Here is a 12,139-nt window from a genome sequence, read left to right as displayed (position 1 = left end):
TGTCTCCTAGGCGGTTTCGCGGTCGGCGATGATGTGGGCGATCTGCTTGGCGCTCGCGCCCGGGTCACCCCCGGCTAGCGGCCAGCCCCTGGCCCGCACCAGGTAGGCGGTCGCGGCAGCCTCCGACGACACCCCGAGACCACCCTGGATGTGCACGGCCATCGTCGCCGCCCGCGATGCTTCGTCGGCCATGAACACGAACGCGGAGGCCGCCAGTTCGGGCCGTGCGTCAGGCTCGTTATCTCCGAACCAGGCGGCGCGCCGAGCCAGGTTGCGTCCCGCCTCGACGGTGATCACCATGTTGGCCAGCGGGTGCGAGATCGCCTGCAGAGTGGAGATCGGCACGCCGAGGGTGTACCGCGACTTGGCGAACTCGGCGGCGATCGTCATGGTCTCCTCGACCAGGCCGACCAGCGCCGCGGCCGTCAGCAACCGCCACTCATCCAGCGCGCGAGCATATTTGGCCAGCGCCTCCGGTCCACTACCCAGCACGGTGCGGCTGTCCGCGGCCGCCGGATCGACCCAGGCCATCGGGAGTCGGCCGATGTTGTCGACCTTGGTGGGCGGGCTGGAGAAGGTGAGAAGCACCACCTCTTCCCCGTGAGGACCGTCGCGGACGACGATCTGGTCGGCGATGGAACCCGTCGGGATCAGCCGCACACCCGAGACGCTGTCCAGCGACGCGTCCAACCCGGCGATCTGGTTGCCGCTGGTCACCTCGTTGGTCAGTGCCCCCAGGTCCGCCAGCAGGCGGGCCGCACAGACGTGGTCGATCCACGGCACCGGCGCGATGCAGCGGCCGATCTCTTCGGCCACCAGGGTCAGGTCCACCAGGGTGGCGCCGTCGCCACCCACAGATTCCGGTACCGCCATCGTGGTTGCACCCATGGCGCACAGGCGTTCCCACAGGCTCTCGTCGAAGCCGGTAGCCTCGGCAGCCCGCACCCTGTCAATCGGGCTGTGGGTCTTGAAGAACTGCCGGTAGGCGTTCTGCAGATCGGTGTGATCCTCGGAGAGGCTGTAGTCCAGCCTGCGCAGTTCGTAGCGGTCCATTCAGCGCTCCCTGAAGAAGAACTCGTCAGCGTTGTTGTAGAGGTAGTTGTCGAGGACGTCGGGTGGCAGGTCCAGTGCTTCGGCTTCCGGCACGACGCGCGTCATCTTGAGTACCGGCCAGTCCGAGGCGAACATCACCTTGTTCGGCCCGCGGGTGCGCATGTAGTGAAGCAGGCTCTCCGGCAGCCGCTTCGGCGACCACGCCGAGGTCATCAGGCGCAGGTTCTCGTACTTGATCATCAACCGGATGGCGACATCCCACCACGGATCGGCACCGTGGATCATGCACAACCGTAGTTCGGGAAATCGCACGCACACCCGGTCCAGGTGGATCGGGTTCTGCACCTCGCCGGGGATCGGTGGACCGGGCAGCCCGGTGTTGAGACATAACGGCAAGTCCAGCTCGGCGCACTTGGTGTAGAGCGGGTAGTACACGGCGTCACTCGGCGGGTACATGCCGTCGCCCCAGAAGCTCGGCCCCACAGCGGCATACACGACCGGCAGGTCGGCGGCGATCGCCGTCAGCTCCCGCAAGGTGGGCATCGGCTTGAGCAGATTGAAGCCACCCATCGCCAACGCGAACCGGTCCGGGCGCGCTTCGGCGAACTTGCGCGCGGTGATATGCGGCTTCGCGATGCTGTCCATCAGGACGGCCTTCTGCACACCCTGGGCGTCCATCTCGTCGAGCAGTTCGGCCATGTCCACCGGGGCGAACATCGACGCCGGCCCCTTGAAGTAGTCGTCGCGAACCTTGAGCATCCACGTCGGCTGCTGTTCGGCCTCACCGAAGTGGACGTTGACCAGTCCGTCAATCACCTTGCGTGTCATGACAGCGAAACCTTGCTGGCAGCAGTTTCTTTGGCCCACCGGTAGTCGGCCTTACCGTTACCGAGGCGTTTGACCTGATCGACGACGATGAACTCCTTAGGCGCCTTGTAGCGGGCCAGCTGCGCGGTGCAGTGTTCGTGCAGAGCATCGTGCGCGACGTCATCATGCGGTGAATCGAAGGCCACTATTGCCACGATTTCCTGCCCCCAACGCTCACTGGGACGGCCCACCACCAGGGCGTCGGCGACGCCGGGATGGGCCCGCAGCACCTCTTCGACCTCTTCGACGAAGACCTTCTCTCCTCCGGTGTTGACCACCAGCGAGTCCCGTCCGAAGAGCCGCAGTGTTCCGTCCGGGGCCAGCGAGCCACGGTCACCGGAGATCACCACCCGCGCGCCGTCGACCTCGGGGAACGTCTTGCCGGTGGCATCCTCGTCGTCGAAGTAGCCCAGCGGGATCCGTCCGGCGCGAGCCACCCACCCGACCTGGTCCTCACCGGCGTCCAGGAACCGGCTGTAGTCCTCAGCGAGTACCAGTGCGCCCTCGCGTAATTCGAAGGTGTCCCTGTGGTCTCCACGCATGCTGCGGCCGAACCCGACATTGCCGGTCTCCGACGACCCGTAGCCGTTGATCAGGATGATGTTGGGCAGCAGCTCCAGCAACGCGTGCTGATGCTTGGGGTTGGTCGCCGCTCCCCCCGTCGCCAACGCGAACAACGAGGACAGGTCGTAGTCGCCGCGCTGCAACTCCTCGACGAGCGGGGCGGCGTAGGCGTCGCCGACCATCGTCATCATCCCGACCTTCTCGCGCTGGGCGGTGGACAGCACGCGGCGCGGGTCGAACTTCGGTGAGTCATAGAGCACGACGGTCTGCCCGTTGAGCACGGCGGCGAACGCGGTCCACATCCCGGCCGCATGCATCAACGGCGACACCGCGAACCACGGCGCTCCTGGAGCGCCGAGCTTGGCGCGGATCTCACTGACCGACGCGTGGTCGGCCCCGTTCATCGAGATGGCGTAGGTGTCGGCCTGCCGCCACATCACCCCTTTGGGTCGTCCCGTCGTCCCGCCGGTGCAGATCATCAGCACATCGTCCGGCGACGGGGTGATATCGGCGGTCTGATCACCTTGCGCCAGAGCATCTTCCAAGGGAGTCGCACCGGGAAGCTCCGCCGCGTCACTACCATCGTCGATCGACAGCAGCAGTTCGGCGCCGTCGGGTGGCAGCACATCGGCGAACGTGGCGCCCAGTGAGCGGTGGTAGATCACGCCGCGAGGTTTGACGTAGTCGAACAGTTCGGCGACTTCGCGCGGTGTGTAGTGATGGTTGACGTTGACCGGCACGACGCGCGCCTTGAGACACCCGATCACCATGTCGGGATACAGGTCGTTGTGCATGATCAGCGCAACGCGGTCCTGGCCGCACTCCCAGTTCCGCAGTTCGTGCCGCTCACGGTGCGCCCCGAAGCCCTTGCCGGCCAGGAAGTTCGCCAGCCGGCGCGTGCGATCCGCCGCATCGGCGTAGGTGCTCCTGCGGTCACCACAGATGGTCATCGTCCGGTCTCCGATGACGTCGGCGATGGCGTCGAGCACCGCGCCGATCGTCCATTCGGGCATCGCTCAGGCCACCGACGACACCGAGCGGCCCAACAGGTTCAACGCGTTGTCCCGCATGACCTTTCGGGTATCGACTGCACTGAACTCGGGGAACTGGGGAATGTCGGCAGTGAACGCCATCGGGTCGGCCAGCCCCTCGCCGTGCGGCCAGTCCGAGCCGAACAGGATCTTGTCCACACCGATGGTGTCGGCCAGCAGCATCACGTCGTCCTCGTAGTAGGGGGCGATCCAGACATTGTTCTTCAACTGCTCGACCGGGTCTTCCTTGAAGTGGTAGGGCGCGGTATTGGCGGCCTTCTTCAATCGCTTGATCAACCGGTACACGAAGTACGAGCCGTTCTCGATGCTCGCCACCTTCAGCTTGGGGTGCCGGGTGAAAACCTGGTGCACGATCATCGACGCCATCGAGTCGTGGATGGCGCGGTCGTCGAGCAGGACACTGTCGAGCGGATCGCGCTTGCCGAATCCCTCGAACGTGCCCGTGCCGCCCCACAGCGCCGAAATGGCAAGGTAGCCACTGTCGGACAGGTGGAAGACCACCGGAACGCCGGCCTCGGCCAGCCGGGCCCACACCGGGTCGTGCAGCGGATCGCCCAATGAGCGCGGCTTGACCCGGCCCGGCACCGGCGCCGGCCGGACACAGACGATCTTGGCGCCCCGGTCCAGCACGAACTCGACTTCGGCCAGCGCCGCATCCGGGTCAGCCAACGAGATGATGGGTGCGGACAGGAATCGGTGGTCGGGCCGATCGAAGCCCCAGTCTTCGTCGAGCCACAGGTTGAAGGCATGCACCGACGCCATCGTCGCTTCGATATCGTGTTTGAGGGCTTCCTCGACACCGCACGCGAATGTCGGCAGCATGAAGACGGTTTCGAGGTTCTGCTTATCGAGGATCTTCACCCGGGCGTCGCGCTGCTGGTATTCGGGGTGTTCGCTCAACCGGTCGACTTTCATCAGCGATCCGGGATCGACGCCTTCGGGGATCTCGCCGCGGAACAACAGGTCCAGGCAGCCCGGCTCGATGATCGGGTCGAACGTCGGGTTCGGGATGAACTGGTTGATGACCCCACCCATGACGGCGAACGTGCGCTTGCCCTCGGTGAGCATCTGTACACCGCGGCGCTTGAACTCCTTGGGCAGATGCCGGGTGAACGAGTCGGTCGGCTCGTAGTAGTGGTTGTCGACGTCAATCGCCCTGTAATCCAAAGTCATCGGGGTCGTCCTCTCAGCTCAGTGGCGGGAAGTTCGGGGGCCGCTTCTCGAAGAACGCGGTGATGCCCTCGATAAAATCGGGGCGCTGCATGGATTCGTGCATGAGGGTCTCGGCGCGCTGGCTGGCGTCGGCCGCCTCGCGCAGCGCGTCGCCGTAGACCTGCCGCTTGATGACGGCCAGTGAGTTCGGCGCGCAGTTGGCTGCGATGTCTTCGGCGTATTCGACTGCGCGCGCGAGCAACTCGTCGGGGGCGACGACTTCCTTGACCATCCCGAGTTCGAGGGCTTCCTCCGCGTAGAACACCCGGCCGCTCATCAGCAGATCCAACGCGGCGCCCCAGCCGACGACCTTCGGCAGGATCCAGGAGATGCCGTATTCGGCGATCAGGCCGCGGCGCACGAAGGAGGTGGTGAACTTGGCCCCGGCCGCGGCGAATCGGATATCGCACATCAGCGCCTGAGTCAGCCCGATACCGGCGCAGGCGCCGTTGATCGCGGCGATGACGGGCTTGCTCACGGTGGTGACGAACAGCGGATGGCGCTGCCCCACCAACTCGGTCAGGTCGGCCTCGCCCGCACTGTCGACGCTGGCCGAGCTGATCGACGACAGGTCACCCATATCGGCTCCGGCGCAGAACGCGCGCCCCGACCCGGTCACCACAATCGCCCGGACACCCCGGTCAGCCTCCGCCGCGTCCATGCCCGCGTAGAACCCGGCTGCCAGTCCACCGCCCCAGCCGTTCATCCGCTCGGGACGGTTGAACGTCAGGACCGCGACGCCGCTGTCTCGTACCTCGTACAGAACAGGTTGGGCGGCAGCGGAATTCGCGGTGACATCAGCGTGGGTGTCGGTCACCTAGGGGTACCTCCAAGAATGGCGCGCCAACATGCGAATGCGTCCATACTGTACACCTATCGGTATCGCCTTCCGCAATCAGTGTTCGAGGAGGCCGAGCCGCTGGTCAACGTTCTCGATCTGAGCCTTTCCAGCCGCGGGCAATTCGGTCTGCGGCGGGCGCGAATGCGGATAGTCGCCGATGGGGACTTCCCGCAGACCCGCGGCGGGCTTGACCGCTCCGCACTCAGGTGAAGTCGCTACCCCCGTCGACGTTGATATTGGCTCCGGTCATGTACGAGTTGCGCTTGGACGCCAGGAAGGCGACGACGGGCCCGATCTCTTCGGTCAGTCCGGCTCGCGGCAGGTGGGCCGGGTGGCCGAAATGCTCGTCGATCGCGGCCATCAGCGCATAGGGGTCGGATCCGTCGACGCCGACAGACTCGGCCCAGCCCGTGAGCGCTTCCGAGGCGATGCTGCCCGGTGAGACGACGTTGACCAGGATCTCGTCGGGAGCAAGGAACAGCGACAGGTTCTTGGAGACACTGGTGACCATCGCCTTGGCCGCGGTATAGGCCGACAACCGCGCGCTCTGACGCTGCGTGGACTGGGCAGAGAAGTTGACGATGCGCGCCCACTCCGCGGCCCGCAGCAGGGGCAGTGCCGCGCGCACACAGCGCACCATGCCCATCGCACCCTCATCGAAGGCCGTGCGCCACTGGTCGTCGCCCAGGTCGTCGAAAGTGCCTTGCACACTTGGCCCGACGGCGTTGATGAGGATGTTGAGTTCACCACCCCACCGGTCGCCGATCTGCTCGAACACCCGTCTCACCTGGCCACCATCCCCGGTGTCGGCCACCAAGCCGACGGCATCCGGGCTGCCGCGCCCGGCCAGCTCCTCGGCTGCCGCGTCGAGCACCGCCGCCGTGCGGCCGATCAGCGCGATCCTGGCGCCGTCGTCGGCTAGGCACCGGGCGGCGGCCAGCCCCATACCGCGACCACCGCCGACGACGACGGCGGTAGCGTTACCGAGTCCGAGGTCCACGGCCGGTGCGGGCCTACGTCCCGATCCAATTCGGCGCGCGCTTCTTGGCAAACGCGAAGGCAAGTCCTTGGCCCACAGCACGATTGACCGCATAGTGGGCCTCGGGGTGATTGATCGTGATGACCAGAATCCGGCCTTGGCGTTCGCGCAGCACTGCGTCCGGCACCCGGTGCTCCTCTATGTGCGATTCGCTGGTATCGGTAAAACCTACTATAGGATTTACAGTAATGGGTATAGACCAACTGTCCTGGAGCGGAGACGCAGACCACAGCGCCACGCCGGAGTAGATTTCGCGCTACCGGTTCTTCAAACGGAAGGTGGACCCTCAGTGGCCAAGCCAGCGACCGCTACCAAGCGCCCCCGGCGCGAGCGTGGGTCGATCAATCCCGACGACATCATCGCGGGTGCCTTCGAACTCGCCGAACAGGTGTCGATCGACAACCTGAGCATGCCACTGCTGGGCAAGCACCTCGGCGTCGGCGTCACCAGCATCTACTGGTATTTCCGCAAGAAGGACGATCTGCTCAACGCGATGACCGACCGGGCGCTGCGCGAGTACGTGTTCGCCACGCCGTATGTCGAAGCCGCCGACTGGCGGGAGACCCTGGCCAATCACGCGCGCGCGATGCGCAAGACATTCATGGGCAGTCCGATCCTGTGCGACCTGATCCTGATCCGCTCGGCGCTCAGCGCGCGGGCTGTCCGCGCGGGTGAGCTTGAGGTGGAGAAGGCGATCGCCAGCCTGGTCGAGGCTGGGCTGTCCACCGAAGACGCGTTCGACACCTACTCCGCGGTCTCCGTGCACGTGCGCGGTTCTGTTGTGCTGCATCGGCTTTACGAGAAGAACGTGGCTGCCAACGAGGATGCGCACCCGCTCGAGGACGCGATCGTCGGCAACGCCGACAGAACGCCACTGCTGGCCCGGGTCAGCGCCGAGGGGCACCGGATCGGTGCCGCCGACGAGCGCAACTTCGAGTTCGGTCTTGAGTGCATCCTCGATCACGCGGCCAAGCTGATCGAGGAGGGTAAGAAGACCCCCTCGACCAAAGCTCGCCGCAAAAACTAGACCTCGATGATGACCGCACCGCCCTGGCCGCCGCCGGCGCACATCGCCGCGACACCGATGCCGCCGCCACGACGGCGCAGCTCGTAGATCAGGGTGGTGATCATCCGGGCGCCCGACGCCGCGATGGGGTGGCCCAGGCTGCATCCGCTGCCCGAGAAGTTCACCAGCTCCTCGTCGATGCCGTACTCCTTGCAGGCCGCGATCGGCACCGAGGCGAAGGCCTCGTTGATCTCCCACAGCGTCACGTCCGACGGCTTGAGGCCGGCCCGGTCGAGTACTTTGCCGATGGCCGCAACCGCGCCGAGCCCGGTGTCACGCGCAGGCACGCCCGCAGCTCCCCACGCCTTCACCGTGGCCAGGACGCCGAGCCCGTTGGACGTCGCGTAGTCGCGGTCGGCCAGGGCGACAGCGGCCGCCGCGTCGTTGGTACCGCTGCTGTTACCTGCGGTGATCGAGAAGCCCTCGATCTCCGGATGCAGCACCTTGAGGCCGGCGAGCTTCTCGGCTGTGGTGTCGCGGCGCGGGTGCTCGTCGACGGCGAACTCGGTGACCGAGCCATCGAACTGCTCGACCTTGAGCGGGATGATCTCGTCGAGGAACTTGCCGGCGTCCTGCGCGGCGACGGCGCGCTGGTGACTGCGTGCGGCCCAGGCGTCGAGCTCCTCACGGCTGATCCCGTAGGACTGCGCGGTGTTCCACCCGACCGTGATCGACATGTCGCGGGCCGGCGCATCCGGCGTCTCGACGTGGATGGGCGGCAGCCAGCGCTCCTCGAACGTCAATTCCGGACCGGGGATGCGCTGGCTCATCAGCGGTGTCATGGACAGCGACTGCACACCGCCGGCGATGAGCACGCGCTCCATCCCGGAACCGATCTGTGCCGACGCGTTTCCGATGGCCGTGAGGCTGCCCGCGCAGTGCCGGTTGACCGCCTGGCCGGGTGCGTTCTCGAAGCCCACGGCTAGCGCCACGTAGCGGGCGAGATCCCCGCCGCCGTAATGCGATTCGGCAATGATGATGTCATCGATGGCAGCGGGGTCGACGCCTGCGCGGCGAACCACCTCGGGGAGCACGGCACCGAGCAGCGTCTCGGGCGCAGTGTTGACCAGCGTCCCCTTGAAGGACCGGCCTATTGCGGTCCGGACGGCGCCGACAATGACTGGTTCGGGCATATTCTCCACCTCGGAATCGGTAGCTCTACGGCGTCACTCTGTGACGACTTTACAAAAGTAGCAGATATTGTATCGGCGACCACCGGAGGTCGATCAGTTCGGTTCGGGCACGTGGAAATGCTCGTCACGCAGGCGGAACGCCTCCTTGGTTCCGACCTGAGCCCGGGTTTTGACGAAGTTGAACTCCCCCGGCGCGAACTGCAAGTTGGTGCCGTACGCGTGGAACAGATAGCTGGCCACCTCTTCACCTTGGTAGGCCTGGCTCTGCTCGACGAGGCGGAAGGCCTCCTTGGCGATGACGACGCCGTCGGCCGGCATCTTGGCCGCCTTCTCGGCCCAGTACCGGGCCCGCGCGCTCACCGAGCCGGCGTCGCAGGTGTCGGTGAAGACGCCAAGATGCTCCACATCGCCCGCGGTGATGATGTCACCGGTCAGCAGCAGCCGCCGAGCCAGCACCGGGCCGAGCCGATGGAAGAACATGTGCAGGCTGCCCAGCGCCGGCCCGAGGAACCGGGTGGCCGGCATCCCGATCTTGGTGTCGCGGCTGATGACCGAGATGTCGGTCATCAGCGCCATCTCGAATCCGCCGCCGAGCGCGTAGCCGTTGATCTCGCCGACCGTGACCTTCGGGAAGCCCATCAGGTTGTGGTAGAAGCCGAATGACTTGCGGTCTACCGTAAGTCGGCGCCGCTGACTGGGCCGGCTCCTCTTCTCCTCGTCCTCGGCCCCATCGCCGTACCAGCCGTAGGCGTTGTTCATGTTCGCGCCGGAGGAGAAGACCCCTTCAGCGCCGCGTAACACCACAACGGTGATGTCGTCGTCCTCGGCCACGACGTCGAGGTGCCGCGCGACGGTCTCGCGCATGGCCGCGTCGTAGGAATTGCGCTGGGTGGGGTTGTTCAGTGTGATGGTGGCGATCCGCTTGTCGCGGTCCACCTCGAACAGCACCCGATCATCGTCTGGCATGTCGCTTCCTCACCTGGGGTCCGCGTTCGCAATGAGCTTGGCCTCAATGGTTTTGCCCCGGCCGAAGGCCAAGGTGTTGCGTCGCGCGGCGGCCAGGTGGTCCTGGGCCAGCCGTACCGCGCGGTCGGCGTTGCCCGCCCGGATCGCATCGAGCATCTTGTGGTGGTCGCGCAGAGCCGCCCGCATGGTCTTGTGCCGCATTGGGTCGGGCTCGTCACTCCACACCGAGGATTCGTGAACCGACCAGATCAGCTCGAGCGAACCGATCAGCAGGATCATCGGCTCGTTACCGCACCGCGCGACCAGTGCCTCGTGGAAGCGCCGGGCATTCGGGACATAGTGCGAGGTGTCCTCGAATTGCTCCTCCTGACGGTCGATTTCGGCCTGCAGGTACGGCACGACCGCGCCCAGGCGGTCCTCCCGCGCGGCGCACATACCGGCGCAGATCGGTTCGAGGTGCATCAACGCCCCACTGACGTCAGCCGGGGTCGAGGACCGCGATTGCAACACCATACTGATCGTGTGCGCGGTGCGATCGGTGGACGGACGATGCACGACGGCACCGCCCATATTGCCGCGGCGCACCGACACCAGACCGTCGATCTCGAGGATGTGGATCGCTTCCCGCAGCGCGGGCGGACTGACGCCGAACTGGGTGAAGAGACTCTCCTGCGATGGCAGAACGTCTCCTTCGCGCAGCCGTCCGGACAGGATGTCGTCGCGCAGGCGGGAGGCGACGATCTCGGCGACGCGGGGTTGGCGGAAGCGCGGGGCGGCGGCCACCGTCAACCGGTCCTGCGCCGGCCGAACCGGCTCGCCGCCAGCTGATCCGCGGGCATCGCGACGGTGTCCGCCTCACCGATGCAGAGCACCGTGTCGCCGAGCGTGAGGCGGGCGATGGCGGTGACTCCACCATCTCCCTCGGTGCGGGCGATGTCGAAGCCCAACTCGGTATCCAACGGAGTCGGCCTGCGATAGCTCACCGTCAGGGACCGGGTCTTGCCGGCCCGGCCGACCGCGCAGCTGTGATGCTGGATCACGCAGTCGAAGAACACGCCGATGAAACCACCGTGCACCAGCCCGGGCGGGCCTTCGTACACCACCGGGAAACCGACTCGGCCCCAGGCGGATTCGGCGTCGATCGCGTCGAAGTGGTACTCCGGAAAACACGGGTTGTAGGTGCCGATATCGAACGCCCGTTGAAGGTAGATCCGTTTTGATTCATCGTCCGTGGCCATCCGCGGCCTGGAATCAGTGGGCAGCGCGGGCTCGAGCTGGCGTTCCCAGTCAGCGAACTGCGCGAGCATGGTGTCGACAACTGCGCTGCGCTGCTCCAGTGACAGCAGCATGCCGGTTAATCGGCGCATGGCTGCCGCGGCCTCGACCGTCTGCGCAAGTGGCAGTTCACCGAACCGCCGGTCCTTGCCGTCGCCCATGTGTCCCCTCGTCAGGCTATCCTTGCCATCTTGTACAAGATAGCACTACTGTATGGCTTTCCGTAAAGTCGCGAAGGGCGGATTCTTCGGTGGGTGACGAGGCTCAGTCGGTCGATGGTCTTGTAACGACATCACGGGATGGCGCCGTACTGCACATCGTGCTCAACCGCCCCGATCGGCGTAACGCCCTCAGCCACAGCATGATCGACACTCTGGTCGGCGTTCTGGTGAGCGCGGCGAGTGACGACGGTCTGCGCGCGGTCCACGTGAGCGGAGCGGCTTCGGACTTCTGTGCCGGCGTGGACTGGGTCGGCACCAACAGCGGCGGCCAGCGGCCCCGCACCGGTGACCTGGTGCGCCGGATTCCGCACACCGCGCACCGGGTGATCGAGCTGGTGCACACCCTGCACCTACCGGTGGTGTGCACAGTGCGCGGCTGGGCCGCCGGAATGGGCTGCAATCTGGCGCTGGCAGCGGACTTCACCGTCGCCGCATCCGATGCGGTGTTCTGGGAGCCGTTCCTGGACCGCGGTTTCACCCCGGACTCCGGCTCGACGTGGCTGCTGCCCCGACTGGTGGGGATGGCCCGCGCCAAGAACATCCTGCTTCTCGGCGAGAAAGTCGACGGCGCGACTGCAGCGCAGTGGGGCCTGATCCACCGCAGCGTCGACGACGCCGATCTGGACAGCACCGTCACGGCCCTGCTGGACCGGCTGGCATCAGGCCCGACCGTAGCGATCGGCCTGGCCAAACAAGCCGTCCACTACAGCCAGTACGCCACTCTGAGCCAGGCCATGACACAGGAACTGTTCAACCTCGAACTATCCTGTCGCGCTGATGATTTCAAAGAAGGACTGGCGGCTTTCCGCGAACGACGCAACCCCGACTTCACCGGGCGATGAGAGATGAG

Annotated in this window: 12 protein-coding genes and 2 pseudogenes; 2 read left to right on the top strand and 12 right to left on the bottom strand. The window is 66.0% G+C overall.

The window, feature by feature from the left end; translation table 11 throughout:
- Positions 1–6: 6 nt before the first annotated feature.
- The 8 genes and pseudogenes from G6N38_RS14965 to G6N38_RS14930 all read right to left on the bottom strand — a co-directional run.
- Positions 7–1,053 carry an acyl-CoA dehydrogenase family protein gene (locus G6N38_RS14965; RefSeq protein WP_163748700.1) on the bottom strand — a complete coding sequence of 349 codons (1,047 nt, stop codon included), beginning with the start codon at positions 1,051–1,053 and terminating at the stop codon, positions 7–9.
- Positions 1,054–1,881, bottom strand: a complete 828-nt coding sequence (locus G6N38_RS14960) for an amidohydrolase family protein (protein WP_163748698.1) — start codon at positions 1,879–1,881, stop codon at positions 1,054–1,056.
- Positions 1,878–3,497, bottom strand: a complete 1,620-nt coding sequence (locus G6N38_RS14955) for an acyl-CoA synthetase (protein ID WP_163748696.1) — start codon at positions 3,495–3,497, stop codon at positions 1,878–1,880. The genes G6N38_RS14960 and G6N38_RS14955 overlap by 4 nt, the downstream gene beginning before the upstream one ends.
- Positions 3,498–3,500: 3 nt before the next feature.
- Complete coding sequence (locus G6N38_RS14950) at positions 3,501–4,709, bottom strand: amidohydrolase family protein (RefSeq protein WP_163748694.1); 1,209 nt, start codon at positions 4,707–4,709, stop codon at positions 3,501–3,503.
- Between the two features lie 13 nt (positions 4,710–4,722).
- On the bottom strand, positions 4,723–5,565 hold the full coding sequence (locus G6N38_RS14945) for an enoyl-CoA hydratase (protein WP_163748692.1): 843 nt from the start codon (positions 5,563–5,565) through the stop codon (positions 4,723–4,725).
- A gap of 78 nt (positions 5,566–5,643) precedes the next feature.
- A pseudogene (locus G6N38_RS30705) lies at positions 5,644–5,787 on the bottom strand (dihydrodipicolinate synthase family protein); the annotation flags it as partial.
- 4 nt (positions 5,788–5,791) lie between these two features.
- Positions 5,792–6,589, bottom strand: a complete 798-nt coding sequence (locus G6N38_RS14935; RefSeq protein ID WP_163748690.1) for an SDR family NAD(P)-dependent oxidoreductase — start codon at positions 6,587–6,589, stop codon at positions 5,792–5,794.
- A gap of 52 nt (positions 6,590–6,641) precedes the next feature.
- A pseudogene (locus G6N38_RS14930) lies at positions 6,642–6,755 on the bottom strand (crotonase/enoyl-CoA hydratase family protein); the annotation flags it as partial.
- 162 nt (positions 6,756–6,917) lie between these two features.
- Here G6N38_RS14930 and G6N38_RS14925 point away from each other — a divergent pair.
- The gene (locus G6N38_RS14925) at positions 6,918–7,655 is read left to right on the top strand and encodes a TetR/AcrR family transcriptional regulator (RefSeq protein ID WP_163748688.1); all 738 of its coding nucleotides are present in this window, start codon (positions 6,918–6,920) and stop codon (positions 7,653–7,655) included.
- Here G6N38_RS14925 and G6N38_RS14920 read toward each other — a convergent pair.
- The 4 genes from G6N38_RS14920 to G6N38_RS14905 all read right to left on the bottom strand — a co-directional run bounded on the left by G6N38_RS14920 (position 7,652) and on the right by G6N38_RS14905 (position 11,229).
- Positions 7,652–8,827 carry a thiolase family protein gene (locus G6N38_RS14920; RefSeq protein ID WP_163748686.1) on the bottom strand — a complete coding sequence of 392 codons (1,176 nt, stop codon included), beginning with the start codon at positions 8,825–8,827 and terminating at the stop codon, positions 7,652–7,654. The two genes, G6N38_RS14925 and G6N38_RS14920, sit on opposite strands and share 4 nt — an antisense overlap.
- A 93-nt stretch (positions 8,828–8,920) precedes the next feature.
- Positions 8,921–9,793 carry an enoyl-CoA hydratase/isomerase family protein gene (locus G6N38_RS14915; protein ID WP_163748684.1) on the bottom strand — a complete coding sequence of 291 codons (873 nt, stop codon included), beginning with the start codon at positions 9,791–9,793 and terminating at the stop codon, positions 8,921–8,923.
- 9 nt (positions 9,794–9,802) lie between these two features.
- On the bottom strand, positions 9,803–10,576 hold the full coding sequence (locus G6N38_RS14910) for a FadR/GntR family transcriptional regulator (RefSeq protein ID WP_163748682.1): 774 nt from the start codon (positions 10,574–10,576) through the stop codon (positions 9,803–9,805).
- Between the two features lie 2 nt (positions 10,577–10,578).
- Positions 10,579–11,229, bottom strand: coding sequence for a hotdog family protein (locus G6N38_RS14905; RefSeq protein ID WP_163748680.1), 651 nt, complete (start codon positions 11,227–11,229; stop codon positions 10,579–10,581).
- 89 nt (positions 11,230–11,318) lie between these two features.
- Here G6N38_RS14905 and G6N38_RS14900 point away from each other — a divergent pair, with 89 nt between their 5' ends.
- Positions 11,319–12,131, top strand: a complete 813-nt coding sequence (locus G6N38_RS14900; RefSeq protein WP_163748678.1) for an enoyl-CoA hydratase/isomerase family protein — start codon at positions 11,319–11,321, stop codon at positions 12,129–12,131.
- The last annotated feature ends 8 nt before the right edge of the window (positions 12,132–12,139 follow it).

The sequence above is a fragment of the Mycolicibacterium helvum genome, assembly GCF_010731895.1.
GTDB classification, from domain to species: domain Bacteria; phylum Actinomycetota; class Actinomycetes; order Mycobacteriales; family Mycobacteriaceae; genus Mycobacterium; species Mycobacterium helvum.
This window is presented reverse-complemented; position numbering and strand designations above follow the sequence as displayed.